Source organism: Tateyamaria omphalii, from assembly GCF_014651375.1.
Lineage (GTDB): Bacteria > Pseudomonadota > Alphaproteobacteria > Rhodobacterales > Rhodobacteraceae > Tateyamaria > Tateyamaria omphalii.
The window spans coordinates 318,234-339,611 of sequence record NZ_BMWT01000002.1 but is presented as its reverse complement, the minus strand read 5'-3'; the positions used below and the strand labels follow the sequence as shown (position 1 = coordinate 339,611).

19 protein-coding genes are annotated in these 21,378 nt (G+C 60.1%); 7 read left to right on the top strand and 12 right to left on the bottom strand.

The features are described from left to right. Positions 1-54: 54 nt before the first annotated feature. The 6 genes from IE087_RS07285 to IE087_RS07260 form a co-directional block, all read right to left on the bottom strand. Positions 55-1,353 carry a pyruvate dehydrogenase complex dihydrolipoamide acetyltransferase gene (locus IE087_RS07285; protein ID WP_189368646.1) on the bottom strand — a complete coding sequence of 433 codons (1,299 nt, stop codon included), beginning with the start codon at positions 1,351-1,353 and terminating at the stop codon, positions 55-57. Between the two features lie 12 nt (positions 1,354-1,365). Next, a complete protein-coding gene (locus IE087_RS07280) occupies positions 1,366-2,730 on the bottom strand; it encodes a pyruvate dehydrogenase complex E1 component subunit beta (protein WP_189368645.1) in 1,365 nt (454 codons plus the stop codon). Between the two features lie 15 nt (positions 2,731-2,745). After that, a complete protein-coding gene (pdhA, locus tag IE087_RS07275) occupies positions 2,746-3,735 on the bottom strand; it encodes a pyruvate dehydrogenase (acetyl-transferring) E1 component subunit alpha (RefSeq protein WP_189368644.1) in 990 nt (329 codons plus the stop codon). 125 nt (positions 3,736-3,860) lie between these two features. Continuing rightward, a complete protein-coding gene (locus tag IE087_RS07270) occupies positions 3,861-4,160 on the bottom strand; it encodes an FtsB family cell division protein (protein ID WP_189368643.1) in 300 nt (99 codons plus the stop codon). A gap of 93 nt (positions 4,161-4,253) precedes the next feature. Next, positions 4,254-5,027 carry an SDR family NAD(P)-dependent oxidoreductase gene (locus IE087_RS07265; RefSeq protein WP_189368642.1) on the bottom strand — a complete coding sequence of 258 codons (774 nt, stop codon included), beginning with the start codon at positions 5,025-5,027 and terminating at the stop codon, positions 4,254-4,256. Between the two features lie 78 nt (positions 5,028-5,105). Further along, the gene (locus IE087_RS07260; RefSeq protein WP_189368641.1) at positions 5,106-6,293 is read right to left on the bottom strand and encodes a phosphoglycerate kinase; all 1,188 of its coding nucleotides are present in this window, start codon (positions 6,291-6,293) and stop codon (positions 5,106-5,108) included. A 129-nt stretch (positions 6,294-6,422) separates the two neighbouring features. Between IE087_RS07260 and IE087_RS07255 the strand changes: the two genes are divergently transcribed. After that, a complete protein-coding gene (locus IE087_RS07255; protein WP_189368640.1) occupies positions 6,423-6,932 on the top strand; it encodes a peptidylprolyl isomerase in 510 nt (169 codons plus the stop codon). After that, entirely contained in the window at positions 6,922-7,482 is a 561-nt protein-coding gene (locus tag IE087_RS07250; RefSeq protein ID WP_189368639.1) for a peptidylprolyl isomerase, read from the top strand. The genes IE087_RS07255 and IE087_RS07250 overlap by 11 nt, the downstream gene beginning before the upstream one ends. A gap of 111 nt (positions 7,483-7,593) precedes the next feature. Here IE087_RS07250 and IE087_RS07245 read toward each other — a convergent pair whose 3' ends face one another. The 6 genes from IE087_RS07245 to IE087_RS07220 all read right to left on the bottom strand — a co-directional run bounded on the left by IE087_RS07245 (position 7,594) and on the right by IE087_RS07220 (position 13,167). Continuing rightward, positions 7,594-9,060, bottom strand: coding sequence for an MFS transporter (locus tag IE087_RS07245; RefSeq protein ID WP_189368638.1), 1,467 nt, complete (start codon positions 9,058-9,060; stop codon positions 7,594-7,596). 12 nt (positions 9,061-9,072) lie between these two features. After that, positions 9,073-9,582 carry a bactofilin family protein gene (locus IE087_RS07240; RefSeq protein WP_189368637.1) on the bottom strand — a complete coding sequence of 170 codons (510 nt, stop codon included), beginning with the start codon at positions 9,580-9,582 and terminating at the stop codon, positions 9,073-9,075. After that, positions 9,572-10,903, bottom strand: a complete 1,332-nt coding sequence (locus IE087_RS07235; RefSeq protein ID WP_189368636.1) for a M23 family metallopeptidase — start codon at positions 10,901-10,903, stop codon at positions 9,572-9,574. Before IE087_RS07235 ends, IE087_RS07240 begins: the two co-directional genes overlap by 11 nt. 178 nt (positions 10,904-11,081) lie before the next feature. Continuing rightward, entirely contained in the window at positions 11,082-11,891 is an 810-nt protein-coding gene (locus tag IE087_RS07230; protein ID WP_189368635.1) for a ferritin-like domain-containing protein, read from the bottom strand. Then, complete coding sequence (locus tag IE087_RS07225; RefSeq protein WP_189368634.1) at positions 11,888-12,709, bottom strand: alpha/beta fold hydrolase; 822 nt, start codon at positions 12,707-12,709, stop codon at positions 11,888-11,890. The genes IE087_RS07230 and IE087_RS07225 overlap by 4 nt, the downstream gene beginning before the upstream one ends. Continuing rightward, positions 12,706-13,167: a peroxiredoxin gene (locus tag IE087_RS07220; protein WP_189368633.1), complete on the bottom strand. Its 462-nt coding sequence runs from the start codon at positions 13,165-13,167 to the stop codon at positions 12,706-12,708. Before IE087_RS07220 ends, IE087_RS07225 begins: the two co-directional genes overlap by 4 nt. Positions 13,168-13,239: 72 nt before the next feature. Here IE087_RS07220 and IE087_RS07215 point away from each other — a divergent pair, with 72 nt between their 5' ends. From IE087_RS07215 to lpdA, 5 genes are all read left to right on the top strand, one after another. Next, positions 13,240-16,659 carry an AsmA-like C-terminal region-containing protein gene (locus tag IE087_RS07215; protein WP_189368632.1) on the top strand — a complete coding sequence of 1,140 codons (3,420 nt, stop codon included), beginning with the start codon at positions 13,240-13,242 and terminating at the stop codon, positions 16,657-16,659. A 21-nt stretch (positions 16,660-16,680) separates the two neighbouring features. Then, positions 16,681-17,733, top strand: a complete 1,053-nt coding sequence (gene queA / locus IE087_RS07210) for a tRNA preQ1(34) S-adenosylmethionine ribosyltransferase-isomerase QueA (protein WP_189368631.1) — start codon at positions 16,681-16,683, stop codon at positions 17,731-17,733. A 93-nt stretch (positions 17,734-17,826) separates the two neighbouring features. Beyond that, complete coding sequence (locus IE087_RS07205; protein WP_189368630.1) at positions 17,827-19,098, top strand: MFS transporter; 1,272 nt, start codon at positions 17,827-17,829, stop codon at positions 19,096-19,098. Between the two features lie 97 nt (positions 19,099-19,195). Then, the gene (locus IE087_RS07200; protein ID WP_189368629.1) at positions 19,196-19,774 is read left to right on the top strand and encodes a DUF924 family protein; all 579 of its coding nucleotides are present in this window, start codon (positions 19,196-19,198) and stop codon (positions 19,772-19,774) included. Positions 19,775-19,918: 144 nt separating this feature from the next. Next, on the top strand, positions 19,919-21,316 hold the full coding sequence (lpdA, locus tag IE087_RS07195; protein WP_189368628.1) for a dihydrolipoyl dehydrogenase: 1,398 nt from the start codon (positions 19,919-19,921) through the stop codon (positions 21,314-21,316). Positions 21,317-21,378 lie beyond the last annotated feature (62 nt).

Sequence of the window (21,378 nt, the reverse complement as noted above, 5' to 3'; positions counted from 1 at the left end):
TGAACAAAAAAGGCCGGAGCACTGCTCCGGCCTTTTTTACGTTTGAGCCGCGCCTCAGGCCAGCATGGCCAGCGGGTTTTCGAGGTTGTCGACAATCGCTTGCAACAGTTGGGCACCCAGTGCCCCGTCAATCACGCGGTGATCGACCGACAATGTCACAGACATCACCGTTGCGACGTCGACCTCTCCATCTTTCCCGACAATGGGTTTCTTTGTACCGGCTCCAACCGCCAGGATCGCGCCATGTGGTGGGTTGATGACGGCGTCAAAGTTGTCGATGCCAAACATGCCTAGGTTGGAAATCGCAAAGCTGCCACCTTGGTATTCATGCGGCGCGAGTTTGCGGTCGCGAGCGCGACCGGCTAGATCCTTCATCTCTGCGGAAAGAGCTGACAGCGATTTCTGATGAGCGTCTTGCAACACTGGTGTGAACAAACCGCCTTCAATTGCGACGGCAACCGCTACGTCTGAAGGTGTGAGCTTGAGTACTTTGTCACCTGCCCAGACCGCGTTTGCATCTGGCACCTGCTGCAACGCCAAGGCACAAGCCTTGATGATGAAGTCGTTTACCGACAGTTTCACACCGCGTTCAGACAGTTGTGCATTGAGGGTGCCGCGGAATTCGAGCAAGGCATCCAGCTTAATATCGCGCCGCAGATAGAAATGCGGAACCGTCTGCTTGGCTTCGGTGAGCCGCGCAGCAATGGTTTTCCGCATCCCGTCGAGTTTGATCTCTTCGTATTCGCGACCTTCGTACATCTTCGCAATGGTGTCGCTGCTGGGGCCTGCCGGGGCTGCTACGGCCGGTGTGGCTGCTGCTGTCGCTGGTGCAGCTTGCGCGGGAGCAGCCTCTGCCTGTTCGACGTCCGCCTTGACGATCCGACCATGCGGTCCGGACCCTTTGATCGTACTCAGGTCGAGCCCTTTCTGCGCCGCAATTCGTCGCGCAAGGGGGGAGGCAAAGATACGGGTTCCGTCGTTGCTCTTAGGCGCAGACGGAGCAGATGCCGCGGCTACCGCAGCTGTAGGTTCGCTGGCAGGAGCTTCAGCGGGAGCTGGCTCGGCAGGTGTCGGCGAGGCGCTTGCGCTGCCAATATCGTCGGCGCTTTCGCCGTCTTCTAGCAACACGGCGATAGGTGTATTCACCTTCACACCTTCGCTGCCTTCAGCCACAAGGATCTTGCCGACAACACCTTCGTCCACGGCTTCGAATTCCATTGTTGCCTTGTCGGTCTCGATCTCGGCCAGCAGATCACCGGAAGATACGGTTTCCCCCTCCTTCACCAGCCATTTCGCAAGCGTGCCTTCCTCCATGGTCGGAGACAGTGCGGGCATGAGAATTTCTGTCGGCATGTCTGCGGCTCCTTAGCGGTAGGTGACTTGCTTGACGGCTTCGATCACCTCGGCAGTGGTGATCAGCGCGTGCTTTTCAAGGTTGGCGGCATAGGGCATCGGCACGTCCTTGCCCGTGCAGTTGATGACCGGTGCATCAAGATAGTCGAACGCCTGCTGCATGATGACCGAACTGATGTAGTTGCCGACGGAGCCTTGGGGCCAGCCCTCTTCCACGGTCACGCAGCGATTTGTCTTCATCACGGAATTGATGATCGTGCCGGCGTCCATCGGGCGCAGGGTGCGCAGGTCGATGACCTCGGCGCTTATTCCTTCCTCGGCCAGCTTGTCGGCTGCCTCCAGAGCGTATTGCATGCCGATGCCGAAGGACACGATGGTCACGTCTTCACCCTCGCGCCAAATGCGGGCCTTGCCGAAGGGCACGGTGAAGTCATCCATGTCCGGCACATCGAACGTGCGACCGTAGAGGATTTCGTTTTCCAGGAAGATCACCGGATTGTTGTCGCGGATCGCGGTCTTCATCAGACCTTTAGCGTCCGAGGCCGAATACGGCATGACCACCTTCAGGCCCGGCACCTGCATGTACCACGCGGCGTAGTCCTGAGAGTGCTGGGCACCCACGCGGGCGGCAGCGCCGTTGGGGCCACGGAACACCATGGGTGCACCCATCTGGCCGCCGGACATATACAGCGTCTTGGCGGCTGAGTTGATGATCTGGTCGATTGCCTGCATGGCGAAGTTGAAGGTCATGAACTCGACGATTGGCCGCAACCCGCCGAACGCAGCACCAACGCCAATGCCAGCAAAGCCGTGTTCGGTGATGGGCGTATCGATCACACGCTTCGCACCGAATTCGTCCAGCAACCCTTGGGATACCTTGTAGGCACCCTGGTACTCGGCGACTTCCTCGCCCATCAGGAAGACCGTGTCATCGGACCGCATTTCTTCGGCCATGGCGTCGCGCAACGCTTCGCGGACCGTCTGTTCCTTCATGGCTGTGCCTTCCGGCCAGTCCGGTGTCAGGTCGACCTGTGGTGCGGCAGGCGCCGCAGCGGCAGCAGGCGCAGGTGCTTCGACCGCGGGGGTGGCTTCGGCCGCGGGGGCAGGGGCGGCAGACACGTCGCCAACCTCTTCACCTTCCTCGACCAGAATGGCGATGGGTGTATTCACCTTCACGCCCTCGGTGCCTTCCGCAATCAGAATCTTGCCCACGATCCCCTCATCGACCGCTTCGAACTCCATCGTCGCCTTGTCGGTCTCGATCTCGGCCATGATGTCGCCGGACGATACCGTATCGCCCTCTTTCACCAGCCATTTTGCAAGCGTGCCTTCCTCCATTGTGGGGGACAGGGCGGGCATGAGAATTTCGGTTGCCATAAGTCTCGTCTCCCCTCAGGCGTAAATATCTGTCCAAAGCTCGTCGAGCGCAGGCTCGGGGCTTTCCTTCGCAAACTCGGCCGAGGCGTTCACGATTTCCTTGATCTCTTTGTCGATGGCCTTCAGGTCATCCTCGGTCGCGTGCTTGCCGGTCAACAGCATGGACCGGACGGCCTCGATCGGATCACGCTCATCGCGCATCTTCTGCACTTCCTCGCGGGTGCGATACTTGGCCGGGTCGGACATCGAGTGGCCGCGATACCGATATGTCTTGATCTCAAGGATATACGGCCCCTTGCCAGCCCGGCAGTGGGCAACGGCTTTCTGACCCGCCGCCTTGACCGCCAGTACATCCATGCCGTCGACTTCCTCGCCGGGAATGCCGTAAGCCGCCCCACGCTCCCAATAGCTGGGCGACTTGGTCGACCGCTTGGTCGAGGTGCCCATGGCGTACTGGTTGTTCTCGATGACGAAGACGACCGGCAGGTCCCATAGCTCGGCCATGTTATAGGCCTCATAAACCTGACCCTGGTTCGCCGCCCCATCCCCGAAATAGGTAAAGGTAACGCGCCCGTTTTCCTTGTACTTGTCAGCAAAGGCGAGGCCCGCACCCAGCGGCACCTGTGCGGCAACGATCCCGTGACCGCCATAGAAATGCTTCTCTTTCGAGAACATGTGCATGGAGCCGCCCTTGCCCTTGGAATAACCGCCCTCGCGGCCCGTCAGCTCGGCCATCACGCCATTGGGGTCCATGCCACAGGCCAGCATATGGCCGTGATCGCGGTACGATGTGATGCGCTTGTCGCCTTCCTCGGCTGCAGCCTCAAGACCGACAACCACGGCTTCCTGCCCGATATACAGGTGGCAGAACCCACCAATCAGACCCATGCCATAAAGCTGACCGGCTTTTTCTTCGAACCGGCGGATCAACAACATGTCGCGGTAGTAGCCCTTCAGCTCCTCCGCTGAAACATTCGGTTTCGTTTGGGCTTTGCGCGCGGCCATGGTGGTGACCTCCCTGACAAGGAATAGTTTAGCGTTAAACTATTCCCTACAGGATTCGCGCACGCGACGCGAGTGCCAATCTGCCGCAAGGGCAACTTGTGTTGTAAATACCGGTTTTACGGGGGTCAGCGGATAACGATTTCATCGCTGCGCAACATGCCCAGCACGCTGCGGGTCTGTTCGTCCAGCAGATCAAGATCGAGATAATCGTCCGATAAACGCTTGGTCAGATTTTCCATCTCGGTCACTTGGGATTGAACGTCTGCCAGTTGACGCGACAAGTCCCGCGCTTCTGCTTCAATCTCGGCACGGCGGAACAAACCAAAATCACCCTGCACGGCGGCAAAGGTGAAATAGATCGCCAAAGCGAACGCGACCGAGAAGAAGATAAATGTGCCCAAAGCGGGGCGTGCGGTACGGGACATGTGAAACGACTGCCTTTGTTCCCACCTCTTTGGGCGGTTGCACGCACTATGGCACAGGTGATTCGCGCTGTGAATCCCTTTTGTTTAAAAGGTTTAGTGTTTTCCCATCATTTGCGCGGCAATCCGCGTTGTCAGACCGCGCGGTGAAATGCGGGGCAAAAAGGCAAAGACCTTGTTCATCGCGCCGGGCACGACGATCCGTTTGCCGATCCGCGCCTGCAGCCAACCGGCTTCGGCCACATCCTTGGCATTCATCGGTTTCGACATTTTCAGCAGGCGCACGCCGTGCATGTCTGCATCGTCGAAAAAGTTGGTGGCCGTCGCACCGGGGCACAGTGCCGTCACCGTCACGGATGATCCGCGCAATTCCTCGGCCACCGCTTCGGACAGGGACAGAACGTAGGCTTTCGTTGCGTGATACACCGCCATGTTTGGGCCGGGGGTGAACCCGGCCACAGAAGCCACGTTCAGGATACGGCCCTTGGGCAAACCCCGCATATGTGGGATGGCCAGCTTCATCAGTCGCGTCAGCGCCAGCATGTTCACGTTGATCGAGGCCAGCTCGCGGTCCCACCCCTGACCGGCGTTGAACGGGCCGTTGTAGCCAAGGCCGGCATTGTTCACGAGCACATCGATCTCACGCCCCTCAGTCGCCTCGGACCAAAGCCGGTCCACCTCTGCCATGTCCGAAAGGTCGGCGGGGATCACCAAGGCCTCAACCCCTTGGTTGCGTGCCTCTTCGGCGACGGCGTCCAGTTTATCCTTTGAGCGTGCGGCCAGGATCATGTTGCGGCCCTCCTTGGCCGCAATGCGCGCGAATTCCACGCCCAATCCTTCGGATGCGCCGGTGATCAGTGTCCAGGCCATGTCATGCCCCCCATTCAATGCAGATCGATAGGGCATCATATGGGCCAAGGCGGGTCTGCGCCAACTGGATCGCTCTGACTATTGAGTGAGGGCGGCAACTCCGGGCAGCTCTTTGCCCTCCATCCATTCAAGGAATGCGCCCCCAGCGGTAGAGATATAGGTGAAGTCATCGGCAACACCCGCCTGATTCAGCGCGGCTACCGTGTCCCCACCGCCTGCAACGGTCACGAGCTTTCCTGCCTTGGTCCGTGTCGCTGCCGCCTTGGCGGCCGCCATCGTCGCCGTGTCGAATGGTGCGATTTCAAAGGCGCCGAGGGGGCCGTTCCAGATCAGGGTTTCCAAATCGTCAAAGCACCGTCCGATGGTCTCTGCCGCATCATCGCCTGCGTCCAATACCATCTGGTCATCCGCCAGCTTGGTGTTTTGCCCAAGGGCAATCACCTCATGGTCGGCACCAGCCTTGAACTCACGCGCAACACGTCCGTCCTTTGGCAAGATCACGGTACAGCCTGCATCCTTGGCCGCTGCCATGATGTCCCGCGCTGTATCGTGCAGGTCTGCCTCTTGCAGCGAAGCGCCGAGGTCGGCGCCTTGGGCCGCGATGAAGGTGTTCGCCATGCCGCCGCCGATGATCAGCACGTCGATCTTCTTCACTAGGTTCTGCAGCAGGTCCAGCTTGGTCGAAACCTTGGCTCCGCCGACAACCGCTCCGACCGGACGCTTCGGGTTGGACAAAGCCGCCTCTAGCGCTTCGAGTTCCGCCTGCATCAAGCGGCCCGCGCAGTTGGGCAGAAGGTGGGCCACACCGGTGGTCGAGGCATGTGCCCGGTGCGCTGCTGAAAACGCGTCATTGCAGTAAACGTCGCCGAGCGTGGCAAGGAATTGAGCCATCTGTGGGTCGTTGACTTCTTCCATGGGGGTGAAGCGCGTGTTCTCGACAAGGATCACCGCATCGGCGGGCTGCGCATCAATCCAGTCCCGGCTGGGACGTTCTACAAATGTGACTGGGCAGCCAAATGCCTCTTCGAGGGCAGGGACGAGCGGTTGCAGCGACATGTCCGGGTTGGGCTGACCTTTGGGGCGTCCGAAATGGGCCAGCAGAACAGGGCTGCCGCCCTTGGCGCGAATGTCGGTGATGGTTGGGACGATCCGCTCGATGCGGGTGGCATCGGTGACGCGACCGTCTTCCATGGGGACGTTGATGTCCACGCGGGTCAACACGCGCTTGCCCGAAAGATCCATGTCATCCAGCGATTTCCAGCCCATGTCGCACACTCCTTTGCCTCTGCGTTGGCCCTTGCATCGCGGCAAATGCAGCTCGGGTCAACCGGGTGACTTGTCCCTGCGTGCCCACCGGCTTAGGTAGATGCCCAAACCAAATGGAAAGAGGCACACATGGCCGAGATCAAAGACCCAGAAAACACGATCCTGATGGAACTCAAAGGCGGCACTGTCACGATTCAACTGCTGCCCGACGTGGCCCCGAAGCACGTGGAGCGGATGAAAGAGCTCGCACGGGCAGGCGAGTATGACAACGTCGCGTTTCACCGGGTGATCGACGGCTTCATGGCGCAGACCGGCGATGTGCAGCACGGCGACATGGAAGACGGGTTCAACATCCGCATGGCGGGCACAGGCGGGTCGGACAAGCCGGACCTGCCAGCCGAGTTCTCCAAGATCCCGCACGCCCGTGGGTCGCTGGGTGCTGCACGTTCGGCCAACCCTGACAGCGCGAACAGCCAGTTCTTCATCAACTTCAAGGACAATGATTTCCTGAACGGGCAGTACACCGTCTACGGCCAGGTGACGTCGGGCATGGAACACGTCGATGCGATCACGCGTGGCGAGCCACCTGCCGAGCCTGACCGGATGATCAGCGTGAAGGTGGCCGCCGATGTGGCGTAACCTGATCGCCGCCGCAGCACTTGCCGTCCCGGCGGGGACAGCCCTTGCGTCGGGTCTCGAGATCACGGTGAGCGGTGAGGCCAATGGCACCATCGCCATCGACCTGCTCGAAGACACGGCGCCGCAACACGTCGCGCGCATCACGGCATTGGCCGAGGGTGGTGAGTATGACGGGGTGGCCTTCCACCGGGTGATCGACGGCTTCATGGCGCAGACCGGTGACGTGCAGTTCGGGGACACGAGCGGTGACTATGATGGCCGTCGTGCCGGGACCGGAGGCTCTGATCAGCCGGACCTGCCTGCGGAGTTTTCGGACATCACTTTTGATCGCGGCGTGGTGGGCATGGCCCGCTCGCAAAACCCGAACAGTGCCAACAGCCAGTTCTTTATCATGTTCCAACCGGGGCCGTTTCTGGATGGCCAATATACCGTTGTGGGCCGTGTGACCTCGGGGCTTGAGGTGCTGGACCAGATCAAGCGGGGGCACCCGCGGTCGGGTGCGATCGAAGGGGCGCCGGACGTGATGACCAAGGTGTCTGTTACCGACTAAAAATCTGTCCCCGCGGGGACAGGTTGAAGGGGCGCACTTTAAGTGCGCCCTTTTTGCTTTTGGAGCAGTGATTTAACCCGCAATCTTCAACGATTGAAAAGTGGTTAAAAGTTAATTTCCGTTTACACTTCGGGTCAGCCAGCCGAGCCCTGCGCTGATGACCGCAAGGCCTGTGGCGATCCAAGCGAGCCCTGTAAACGCCGTTGTCATGGCCGCACCGTGGCCCGCTGTATCACTCTCGATCCCGAAGCTGGCAGTCCCGCCTGCGCTTGTATAGAGCGCGGCAACAAACCCACCGACCGCTGCCACCGAGATGAGGCCCGCCATGCGCGTCACGGCGTTGTTGATGCCCGATGCGGTGCCGGATTGTGTTTCGTCGATGGCTGTCATGATGGAGGTTGAGAGCGGAGCCACAACGGCTGCCATACCAAGGCCCACCAGACACATGGCTGGCAGGATGTGGCCCCAGAAATTCTGATACGGCGCGAGGAACGCCATGGCCGCGTAGCCCGTAGCAACGACAAGAGAGCCACCCATAAGCAGCGGCGCAGGACCGATCCGGTCGGCCAATTTGCCCGCATGGGAAGACAGGAGCGAAATGAACACCGACATGGGTGCGAACGCTGCGGACGCCTCTATCTCGGTCAGGCCCCAGCCCGCGATGAAGGTCATCGGCATGAAGAAGAACATCATCGACAGCGCGGAGTATAGCGTGAACGTCAGCGCATTCGCCGCAGAGAACGGGCGGGAGGCGAAGAGTGTGAGCGGCATCATCGGGTGGTCGCTGCGCATTTGGGTCCAAAGGAAAACCACCAGCATCATCGTGCCACCGATCAACCAAAGCGTCGCGTCGCCACCGTGATCAAGCGAAGTGAGGCCCCATGCAATTGAGAGCAGCGCGACAGTTGCCGTCACTGCGCCGGGCACGTCAACACGGGCGTCGTCTTTGACTGGGTCATCGCCCAGATGGCGGTAGAGAAGGTAAAGGGCCAGGGCACCGAATGGCAGGTTTATGGCAAAGATCCAGCGCCACATATCCGGCCCGCCGATGGTCAGGGTCAACCCGCCGATGATCGGACCCGCGGCAGTGGTGATCGCCGAGGCGGACGCCCAAGTTCCAATGGCACGCCCCCGGCTCTCGCGCGGGTAGGCGCGTGCGATCAAGGCGAGTGAGCCAGGCACCATGATGGCCGCACCAACGCCCTGCACCGCGCGGGCGATGATCATGAAGAGCGGCGTGGGCGCCAAAGCGCAGAACATCGACGCCACGACAAAAAGGGCGATGCCAAACCCGAAGACGCGGCCCAGTCCAAAGCGATCGCCCATGGCGCCACCGACGAGGATCAGGGCCGCAAGAGTCAGCATATAGGCGTTGTGAATCCATTGCGCCTGTACCAGTCCCGCGCCAAGGCTGTCGCGCATGGCGGGCAGGGCGATAGCCACAACGGTGCTGTCGATGATGCCAAGGGCAGAGGCGAGGACCGCAGCGACAAGGATGTAGGGGCGGCTGCGTTCTGCGCAGAACCCAGGATGAAAAACGGGCGCCGCAGTGGTCTGGGGCGCCCGTTTATCTGTCATGTGAAAAAGACCTTAGCCGTTGTTTTGCGGCGCTGGCGCTGGCTGTTGTGGTGCCTTCGGCTTGTTCCCGCCTGCGTTCAGGGGGTCGTCCTGACGCTGCACGGATCCCTCGAAGTGGGCGCCGCTTTCGATGGCGATGGTCTTGTGAATGATGTCACCTTCGACCCGTGCGGTCGACGTCAGGCGCACTTTCAGGCCACGGACACGGCCCACGATGCGGCCGTTGATAACGACGTCGTCCGCGACGACCTCGCCCTTGATCGTGGCGCTTTCACCAATCGTCAGCAGGTGGGCGCGAATGTCGCCTTCGACCGTGCCTTCAACCTGGATGTCGCCGGTTGTCTTCATGTTGCCCGTGATATGCAGGTCTGCCGACAGAAGCGAGGCGGGCGGTTTCGCCTTGGGCGCGCTGGCCTTGAATTCGCTTTGCTTGGGCGCTGCGGGGGCAGGGGCGGCCGGTGCCGCGGGCTTGGCCGCATCTGTGTTGGGGCCAGGTTCGTTGATTTTGCTCTTAGAAAACATCGTTGGCTGCCTTGATATAGATCATCGGGTTGACGGCTTTTCCGCCGACGCGGACTTCGTAGTGCAGATGCACGCCGGTTACCCGTCCAGAGGCTCCCATATCACCAATACGATCCCCGCGCGAGACCTTTTGACCAACTTTCACACGCAGTTTCGAAAGGTGCGCGTAGCGGGTCTCTATTCCGAATTCATGTTGAATTTTGACAAGTCGGCCATAGCCTGATTGCCAGCCTGCGTGGGTGACTACACCGTCCGCCGTGGCATAGAGTGGCGTGCCGACCGATGCGGCGAAGTCCACGCCTCTGTGCATGCGGCGACCGCCTGTTTTGGGATCGCGGCGGAATCCGAAGCCGGAGGTGAATCGGAACGCGTCCTTGACCGGTGTGGCAAAGGGCGCCTTTTGCGCGGCGATCCGGTAAAGGTTCAGCGTGTCCATCTGGTTGAGCAGACGGTTGGCGCGCAGAGTGTCGGGGCTGGGTTCTTCACCGCGGGTCGAGAAGGACAGAGGCGTCAGTGGACCGCCCTGACCAGAATAGCCGCGACGAACCTGGTTGATGATCCGGTCTGTTGGCATACCTGCTGCGCGGAACATCTTGTCCAGTGGCGCGACAGAGACTGTCATCGCTTCTTCCAACTGGCGGAAAATCTGGTCGTTCTGTTCGCGCATCAGCGCGATTTCTGTCGCCATTTCGTCGGCGGCGAGCAGCGCGTCTTGGGCATCTTGTTCGATCTTGTCCCGTTCAGCGGCAGTTTTGGCCAGTGCGTCGGCCACAAAATCCATGGGTGCGCCACCAGCGTTTGCGGCAAGTGCTGTGCCTGCCCCACCGGTCTCCACTTGATCCTGAAGCGCTGCGAGTTGTTCGCGCGCAGCTTCACGGTCCTTCATCGTCCCGCGAAGAGTGGCCTGTATGACTTCGATCCCGGTTTCCAATTCGCGGCGGCGCGTTTCTGACGACAGCAGTTCCGACTGCATCACCGAGATCTGTTCGAGCGCCGCGTTGAACCGGTTTTGCGCGGCCAATGCTTCTTCGGCCCGGGCATCGCGTTGCCCGGCGAGATCATTCAGGCGGGCCTGATAGGTGCTTTGATCGCGTTTGGCCTGTTCGCGGAAATTGCCCGACCCGATACTGTCCATGAGCAGGATGGCCGTTGCGACGATGGCCCAGGCCACAACAAAAGAACTGCCCGCGAAGGCGAGCAGCTGTGTGCCAGGCCGAAGCCGGATGAAGCGCGTATCATTGTCTGACTTGAGAAAGACGCGGCGTTCGGGAAAGTACTTTTCCAGAAGTCCGTGCCACTTGATGCCGAGGCGTGTCCGCAAAACGCTCGTCCCTATTTGTTCCCATCCCACAACGGCGTTCATATCCCCAAACACAACGCCTTAGCGCCTGTGCATAAAGTCACACCGCTTTGGCGGCAAGTCTCACGCTACGTTCTGAGCGAAACCGGTGCCGAAATGTATCAAATTGGCGAAAAACCGCGCATGATTTCCATACGGATCAGTCTGTTATCGCAAGCGGCCAGTAGAAATCAGGGGGCAGGCCGGCCTCGGCTCTTTTCTCTTCGTTGAAGGGTGGTTTGAGGGGGCTGTGGAAGTAACGTTGCACCAGATCGTGGAATGCGTCCTTTGGGTCGAGGTTGTCGCGGCCACACAGGAAATGGAACCATTTCGACCCGTAAGCGACATGGGCCACTTCCTCGGAATAGATGGTTTCGAGGGCGGCGACGGCGCTGTCGAGCTTCGCCTTGCGGAAGATGTCGATCATGCCCGGCGTCACGTCGAGCCCGCGGGCTTCGAGCACCATGGGGACAACCGCCAGCCGTCCCATGAAATCCTCTGCCGTATCTTCGGCAGCGCGCCACATGCCCGCATGAGCTGGAAGGGCACCGTAGTGGCTGCCCAGCTCTTCGAGGCAGTCGCACATCAGGTTGAAGTGTTTGGATTCTTCGTCCGCCGCCTTCACCCAATCGTCATAGAACCCCATGGGCATGGGCACATGGGTGAAGCGGGCGATGATGTCCCAGTGCAGGTCGACGGCATTGAGTTCGATATGGGCCACGGCGTGCAGCAGCGCGATGCGTCCCTGCGGGCTGCCGGGGCGGCGGCGCGGTACGTCACGGGGGCTGAGCAGTTCGGGTGTGGATGGTCGCGCCGGGTGCGTTGGCGGAGAGGCGGTGCCGATATCGGGCGTGCGCCCGTCGGCCCGTGCCGTTTTCCACTCGGCAGCCAGCTTACGCGACAGGGCCGTCTTTTCTCGGCCGTCTGCGGTGCGCAGCACGGCTTCGGCCATCTGTGCAAGGGGCATCATGGGGCGAGGGCGGGCAGGGCGGCCCGGAGCGTTGCATCGGCGTTTTCGAGTTGCGGCATATGTCCCAGTCCCGGCAGTTCTGTCATCGGTGGGCGGTTCATTGCCAAAGCCAAGTCACGCCCGCGGGCCAAGGGTATCCATGGATCGTTGGCGCCCCACAAGATGTGAACGGGGCATCTGACCTGATCGAGCTTTTCCTCGAACGCCGCGGTAAGTCCCTCATCCGCTTGCGCGAACTGGCCGTAGAACGCGATCTGACCCTCAGCATCCAGCCAGGGTGCCACCAATTGCTCCATGTCGTCCCCGGCGATGCCATCTGCGAAAGCGCCGCCGACATACGCTTCGACAATACCGCGATGTATGTGCGGCGGCACGGCAGAGAACACATCGACGTGGCGTTTCACATGATCGAAAAAGCCAGAACCCCATGGGCGCATCATCACCACGTTCATCAGCACCAGACGGGCATAGTCGACACCGCCCATCAGATGCGCCCGCAATGTGATCGCACCGCCGAAATCATGCGCCCACACAATGGGCGCGCGCAGGTCGAAATGGTCGAGCATCTCGGCAAAGACTTGTGCTTGCGCGTCAATCCCGCTCGGACGGTCCGCCCGATGTTCCGAAGCGCCGAAATCCGGCATATCGTACCAGTGCACGGTGTACTGTTCCGACAGGCGTGCAATCACGCGGTGCCAGGAAAAGGACGACCAGGGCCAACCATGGGCCAGCACCAGAGCGGGGCCTGCGCCGGTTCGACCAGCGGCAACAAACCCCGCTGACGTCTGGAAGCGTTCGGGCAGATGCCACCCGGTCACAGGGCTTTAACGGCGGCCAATACCGCTTCGACGTGACCGGGTACTTTTACCTTTGGCCAGGTCATTGCGACACTTCCGTTTGCGTCAATGAGGTATGTGGTGCGCTCGATGCCCATGTACTTTCTACCGTACATGTTTTTTTCTTTCCAAACGCCGTAGTCCTCGCAGACCGAGTCGTTTTCATCCGACAAAAGCGTCACCGTCAGCTCTCTTTTCTTGGCGAATTTTGCATGGCTTGCGACGCTGTCCTTGGAAATTCCAAAAACCTTCGCGCCGGCGGCTTCAAAGTCGGCAAGGTGTTCGGAAAAGGCGATCGATTCCTTGGTGCAAACCGAGGTGTCATCCCGCGGATAGAAAAAAAGCACGATCGGACCGCCTTGCATCGCCGACAGAGTCACATCATTTCCGTCGCTGTCAGGAAGGGTAAAGTCAGGGGCAGGTGAGGCGATATCGAGCATGTTTCGGCCTTTTCATAAGACTTGGGAAAGTTGTGACTGGCATGATAGGGCTGGGCAGACAAGAATAAAGACATGAGCAGTGCCGACCCGATCCCTGAACCGCCCACCCGGCGGAAAAAAAGCCTGTGGCGCCGCCTTGGGTTGGGGAGCCTGTTTTTCAGTCTTTTCTTTGCCGTCCTTCTGGGTGCAGCCATTTACGTGCTCATTGGACGACCGGTCGCTGCGCCGAATTGGGTGCGCGATCGGATCGAGGTGCGGGCAGGAGAGGCTTTGGGCGCGGCGTCGCTGCGCTTTGATGCGCTGGACCTGATTGTCGAAGACAGTAGCAAGCCCAGGGTTCGCATGAGCAATGTGCAGGTGCTGAACACAGCCGGTGATGAGATTGTCGGTTTTTCCGAGATGCGGATCGGGTTGTCCATCACCGATCTCGTAAGGGGAGAGTTTCGCCCAACTGACATTGGAGTGTCGGGTGTGTTTGCCAGCCTGCGACGCGAGATTGACGGGTCGGTCATTCTGTCCGGCGGGCTGGACCTGACCGGGCCCACGCAGCAGGCAGCCAACCTTGCCCTGTTGATCGAAAGCGTCGACGAACTTCTTACTTTGCCCGGTTTGTCAGCTTTGAAGTCAGGTGACATTCAGGCGCTGACCTTGCGGATCGAGGATGTCCGGTCTTCGAGAGCGTGGACGATCGACGGCGGGCGTATGCGCCTATCGCGCGACGGAGACGAGGTGCGTATAACCTCCGACCTTGCTTTGTTGAGTGGCGGCGAGGATGTGGCCACCCTGGAGGCGAACTACGAGGGCCGCGTTGGCCAATCGGCTGCAACCTTTGGTGTTTTGGTCAACGATGTCGATGCCGGGGATATTGCGGTTCTCGCCCCGCCTTTTGAATGGCTGGATGTTGTGCGTGCCCCGATATCTGGTGCAGTGCGCGGCGGCGTTGGTGCGGATGGCAGTTTGGATCCGCTCAATGTGTCCTTGAATATAGATGCTGGTGTCATTCAGCCCACCGATGCAACGCGACCCGTGCCGTTTCAGTCTGCGCGCAGCTATTTCAGCTATGATCCCGGTGACACCGTTCTGACTTTTGATGAATTGTCAGTCGAGAGTGCGTGGATCACCGCGCGGATCGATGGTCAGGCGGTTTTGGGTCTGGATGATGATGGCGGCCTGGATGATCTGGTCGGTCAGTTCCGGGCAAGTGCACTGACCGCCAATCCCGACAATCTGTTTCCCGAACCGATCGAGGTGGAAGCGGCACAGCTGGATTTCAGGTTGCGCCTTGACCCATTCCGTTTGGACATCGGGCAGGCATTGTTACAGGATCAGGGGCAAGACCTGATTGCGCGGGGCGCCTTGTTGGCGGCGCGCGACGGGTGGAGCTACGAACTGGATGCCCAGGTCGCCGGTATGATGCCGGACCGCCTGCTTGAGCTTTGGCCGGATCGCTACGCTCCGAAGGCCCGCAAGTGGGTTCTGGAGAATTTACAGGATGGTTATATGCGCGACGTTGATGTTGCGGTGCGGGACACGCCCAGCACCCCGACGGTCGCCTATGCGGGTTTCGCCTATGAAGATGCGCGGGTGCGATACCTGAAAACCCTGCCGCCGGTTGAGCAGGCCCGTGGCAGTGCCACATTGCTTGATGGTCGTTTTGTTGTAGCCGTTGATCAGGGTTTTGTGACTGCACCGCTCGGGGGGCGCATTAATGTAAGCGGGTCATCGTTCATTATTCCGGATGTGCGCGCGCGTGACGCTGTGCCTGCCGTTGTTCGGCTGGAAACGGATGGAACAGTGACCGCGGGCTTGTCGCTGCTGGATTTGCCGCCTCTCAACGTGATGGAGAATGCGGGGTTGTCTCCCACGCTTGCCGATGGGCGTTTGAAGGCTGCAGGTACGTTGGCCTTTGCCATGAAAAAGGGGTTGAAGCCAAAGGACGTCGAGTATGACGCAACCGGGACTGCCCGAGACGTCTTGAGCACCACGCTGATTGAAGGGCGGCGTCTTGCGGCTGACACATTGCGCGTTGTCGCCTCGCAAAGCCGGGTCGAGGTGTCTGGCGTCGGAACCTTGGATGGGGTGCCATTTGATGCAGCTTGGGCCCAACCATTGGGCCGCGGATCGCCCCAGCCCAGTCAGGTCGCGGGCACCATAGAACTGTCGGAGCGCACGATTGACGCATTTCAACTGGGTCTCCCGGCCGGGTTGGTGACGGGACGTGGCACCGGTGACATCACCATCGACTTGCCGGCGGGTGACGGTGTCCCATCTTTTGCTCTGTCGACCAACCTGCGCGGGGTGCGCCTGTCTTCGCCGCCGCTGGGATGGTCCAAGCCAGCGTCAACGGCGGCGTCTCTGACGCTTGCCGGGCAACTTGGGCCATTGCCCCGCGTGGATCGGATTGCGCTGGATGCGCCCGGCTTGCAGGCCGAGGGCGCTATCACGTTCATTCCAGGCGGTGGGCTGGAACGCGCTAGCTTCAGTTCTGTGCGGGTGGGCAGCTGGATGAATGGGCCTGTAGATCTGTGGGGGCGCGGGTCCGGCGCCGCACCGGCTGTCGAGGTGCGCGGCGGCGTTTTGGACTTACGCGCGGCAGACTTTGGAGGCTCGGGTGCGGGCACGGGGGGGCAGCAGGGGGGCGGGCCCTTGAGCCTTACCCTGGATCGGTTGCAGATCACCGACACCATTGCACTGAATGGTGTGACGGGTGAGTTCAACATGACACGTGGGTTGGACGGAGAGTTCCGCGCCCGAGTGAATGGCGGGGCTGTGATCCGGGGGCAGGTGCTGCCGCAGAACGGGCGCAGCGCGATCCGCATTACGGCTGATGATGCGGGCGGGGTGGCAGCCTCAGCCGGTATTCTGAAACAGGCGCGCGGCGGGTCGCTGTCCCTGACCCTGCTGCCTGTCGGGGATGCGGCCTTTGACGGAACGTTGAACGTCCAGGAAACGCGGGTGCAGGATGCGCCCGCGATTGCCGCGCTTCTGAACGCGCTGAGTGTTGTGGGTTTGCTGGAGCAGATGAGCGGCAGCGGTATTCACTTTCAGAATGTCGAAGCCTCCTTTCGCCTGACCCCATCCACAATGACGCTGACACAGGCCAGCGCGACGGGGCCGTCGATGGGGTTGTCCATGGATGGTGTGTACGATGTGGCCGGGGGGCGTCTGGACATGCAGGGCGTGATTTCACCCCTGTTTCTGATCAACGGGATTGGTGGTATCTTAGCCCCCCGCCGCGGCGAGGGTTTGATTGGCTTCAATTACCGACTGCGTGGCCCGGCGGCGAGCCCGCGCGTGCAGGTCAATCCGCTATCGGCACTGACACCGGGCGTGTTCCGCGAGATTTTCCGCGCCCCTGCGCCGGAAGTTCCCCGGGTCGAGGGGGAGCAGGTTGCGCCGGCGGTGCCAGAGGCCTTCGCGCCTGAGGACACGGGACCAAGCCGCGCCGAACAAAGACGGATTGAACGGCAAAAACGCATTGATGAACGGTGATTGCGTCGCTACGTGGCGCGCATGAAGCTGGATGATTTCGATTTTGACCTGCCCGAAGCGCTGATTGCCACGCGTCCCGCGTCGCCGCGGTCGTCAGCCCGTTTGCTGGTGGCCGAAGGGGATGCAATTCACGATCGGGTGGTCACCGACCTTGTTTCGTGGCTGCGTCCCGGGGATTTGCTGGTTCTGAACGACACGCGCGTGATCCCCGCGCGCCTGTTCGGCACCCGCGCGCGGGAAAGTGCGCAAGGCCCGACCGAAGCACGGATCGAGGCCACTTTGCTTGAGCCGCGCGCGGACGGCACTTGGTCGGCGCTGGTCAAACCGTTGAAGAAGGTGAAACCGGGAGAGGTCATCCGATTTTCAGATGATCTGTCTGCGACGCTCGAAGGCAGCGCTGACGGGCAGGGGCATTTGCATTTCAACCTGATGGGTGAGGATTTCGACGCCGCACTGGCCGAGGCCGGAGCGATGCCGCTGCCGCCCTACATCGCCGCCAAGCGCCCGGCGGATGCGCGGGACAAGACCGACTACCAAACCATCTGGGCCAAAAACAGCGGTGCTGTGGCGGCACCTACGGCATCGCTGCACTTTGACGATTCGCTGATGCAGGCGCTTGCGGCGCATGGGGTCGAAACCACCCATGTCACCTTGCATGTCGGGGCGGGCACGTTCCTGCCGGTCAAGGTGGATGATGTGACCAAACACAAGATGCATGCGGAGTGGGGGCAGGTTTCGGCCCAAGCCGCACAGGATATTGCGGCCGCCAAAGCGCGGGGCAATCGGGTGATTCCCGTCGGCACCACGGCGCTGCGTTTGATCGAGACGATGGCGCGGGATGGTGGCATCGCCCCTTGGGAGGGCGAAACAGACATCTTCATCTATCCCGGTTTCACCTTTGGCGTGGCGGATGGGCTGATGACCAATTTTCACCTGCCGAAATCAACACTGATGATGCTGGTGTCGGCCCTGATGGGCCACGAGCGCATTCGCGCCATTTACGAGCATGCCGTGGGGTCGGAATACCGGTTCTTTTCCTATGGGGACGCGTCGCTTTTGTTGCCGCAAACGTGACACCGGAAACCGACACGCGATAGTCGCACATATCTGCGACACAGGCTGCACGATTGGGGCAGGGTGCCGCCAATATTCACGGAGTTCCACATCATGTTCCAAGTTCTGACCAGCGCCTGGGCCCTGTTGTTTGGCATGTGTCTGTTGATGGTTGGCAACGGGATGCAAGGCACGTTGCTGGGTATCCGGGGCGAAATCGAGGGTTTCTCGACCGCCGAGATGTCGATTGTGATGTCGGCCTACTTCCTTGGTTTTCTGGGCGGGAGCCGGTTGGCCCCAAGGATGATCCAGCGTGTGGGGCATGTGCGCGTCTTTGCGGCGCTGGCGTCGCTCATATCGGCGGTGATGATCCTGTACCCGACCTTTGCCGACCCTTGGGTTTGGACCATTGGGCGCGTTGTCATCGGGTTTTGCTTTTCTGCTGTCTACGTCACGGCGGAAAGCTGGCTGAACGATGCTGCCGACAATTCGAACCGTGGCAAGGCCCTGTCGCTGTACATGATCGTCCAGACCTTTGGCATTGTGGTCAGCCAGTACCTTCTGCTGACCGCTGACCCATCCGGCTTTGTCCTTTTTGTCATTCCGTCCGTGCTGGTGTCGTTGGCCATTACACCCATCCTGTTGTCGATCAGTCCGGTGCCGGCCTTTGAGACAACGAAGCCGATGTCGCTGCGTGCACTTGTCCAGACATCGCCATTGGGCTGCGTGGGGATGTTCCTGCTGGGCGGTGTGTTTGCCGCGCAATTCGGGATGTCGGCGGTTTATGGAACTGCGGCGGGGCTGACGGTCGCGCAGATTTCGGCATTTGTGTCGACCTTTTTTGTCGGTGCCATGCTGCTGCAATATCCCATTGGCTGGATTTCCGACCGAATGGACCGCCGTTTCCTGATCCTGATTGTCGCGGCGATTGGCGGTGGTGGTTCAGTGCTTGGTCTTTTGCTGGGCGGCAACTTTGTCATGCTGCTGGTGTCGGCGTTTGTTGTCGGGGGTATGTCGAACCCGCTTTACTCCCTGCTTCTGGCGCACACGAACGATTTTCTTGATCATGACGACATGGCCGCTGCTTCGGGCGGGTTGGTGTTTATCAACGGGTTGGGCGCCGTCTTTGGCCCGCTGATTGTCGGTGCGCTGATGGAAACCGTGGGTCCATCGGGCTTCTACATGTTTACCGGCGTGCTTTTTGCCGCCCTTGTGAGCTATGCGGCCTATCGCCGGACACAGCGGGCGGCTGTCCCTGTGGAGGAAACGGGTTCGTATGTTGTCATGTCCCAAGCCACGACCACGCCGGTCGCTATGGAGATTGCGCAAGAATACGCCATCGAGGCTGATTTGGAGGCAGAAGATGACGCGCAAGCGGCATCCTAACACGCAATGTGTCGCACCTGTCGTATTTCGTGATTGGGGTCTGTGGAAAACTTATGTAACGATTTAAATACGGGGCATGGGAAGCGGGAGACAAACCATGGTTGGTCCGGACGAAGTATTGAGTTTCTGGTTGGATGAGTGCACGCCGGAGGATTGGTTTAAATCTGATGCTGCATTCGATCAAAAGATACGCGACCGTTTTTGTGAGGCGTGGAAGGCGGCGACGGAGGGCAAGTTTGCGCTTTGGCTGACATATCCGTCCGGCGCGCTGGCGTATATCATCCTGACAGATCAGTTCCCACGCAATATGTTTCGCGATGATGCCGCGGCCTTTTCCACGGACAAGGCGGCTCTGGCAGCGGCGAAGTCGGCGATTGCGAAAGGGTGGGACATGCGCATTGATCCGCCCGCGCGCCAGTTCTTTTACATGCCGCTTGAGCATTCGGAAAACCTGTGTGACCAGGATCGGGCCGTGCGCCTGATTTGTGAGCGAATGGAAGACGATGTGTTCCTGTTGCACGCCCGTGCCCATCGTGAAGTGATCCGCGAGTTTGGTCGCTTTCCACATCGCAATGCGGTTCTGGGACGGGCGACGACGGCAGCGGAAAAGACACATCTGGATGCCGGTGGTTACGGCGCCGTTCTGCAAGGACTGCAGGCCGACAAGGCCGCCTGACATTTCTTTCCTGTCTAAATGATTGTCTGGCGCAAGGCTTCCCTTGCGTCAGGCGTTTTGTCGCGCCATGCTTTCGTTGTGAAGTGTTCCAAAATAGTTTAACGGTAAACTAAATTTGGCACAGCGTTTGGCGAGGGCATTGAAATGGCGGCGAAATCCTTTGATGTGGTGGTGATCGGGTCGGGCCCTGGTGGCTATGTGGCGGCCATTCGAGCGGCACAACTGGGGCTGAACACCTGTGTCGTCGAGCGCGAGCATCTTGGCGGCATTTGCCTGAACTGGGGCTGTATTCCGACCAAGGCGATGTTGCGTAGTTCGGAAGTGTTCCACCTGATGCACCGCGCAAAGGAATTTGGTTTGAAGGCAGAGGGCGTTGACTATGATTTGCCTGCGGTTGTTGACCGGTCACGCAAAGTTGCAGGGCAGCTGTCCGGTGGCGTCAAAGGCCTGCTGAAAAAGAACAAGGTGACGGTCATCATGGGCGAGGGGACGATCCCCGCCAAGGGCAAGGTCAGCGTCAAGACCGACAAGGGCACCGAAGAGCTGACGGCTAAAAGCATCATCCTTGCCACCGGCGCGCGGGCGCGCGAGCTGCCGGGGCTTGAGGCGGATGGAGATCTGGTCTGGACCTACAAGGCAGCCCTGACACCAAAGCGGATGCCGAAAAAGCTGCTGGTCATTGGCTCGGGCGCAATCGGGATCGAATTTGCCAGCTTCTACAACACCCTTGGGGCTGACACGACCGTTGTCGAAGTCATGGACCGTGTGCTGCCGGTCGAAGATGCCGACATTTCGGCCTTCGCCAAGAAGGCGTTCGAAAAGCAGGGCATGAAGATCATGCAGAAGGCTATGGTCAAGCAGCTTGACCGCGCCAAAGGTAAGGTGACGGCCCATATCGAGGTGGGTGGCAAGGTCGAGAAACATGATTTCGACACGGTCATCTCTGCCGTTGGTATCGTCGGGAATGTCGAGGGACTTGGTCTTGAAAAACTCGGCGTGAAAGTGGATCGCACCCACGTCGTGACGGACGAATACTGCCGAACCGGTGTCGAAGGGATCTATGCAATTGGCGACATCGCCGGCGCGCCGTGGTTGGCACACAAAGCGTCACACGAGGGCGTCATGGTCGCTGAACTGATCGCCGGCAAGAACGATGTTCATCCGATCAAACCCAACTCCATCGCCGGATGCACTTACTGCCACCCGCAAGTCGCGTCTGTTGGTCTGACCGAAGCGGCGGCCAAAGAGGCGGGCTATACACTCAAGGTCGGGAAGTTCCCGTTCATCGGCAACGGCAAGGCGATTGCGTTGGGTGAGCCTGAGGGCATGATCAAGACCGTGTTCGATGCCAAGACGGGCGAGTTGCTGGGCGCTCACATGATCGGTGCCGAGGTGACGGAGCTGATCCAGGGCTATGTCGTGGGGCAGGCGTTGGAGACCACGGAAGAAGACTTGATGCACACCGTCTTTCCGCACCCGACACTGTCCGAGATGATGCACGAGAGCGTGCTGGATGCCTATGACCGTGTGATCCACATGTAAGGCACGACATTTATTGCCTGAAAAAACCGATGATCGTTATCCTGCGGTCATCGGTTTTTTGA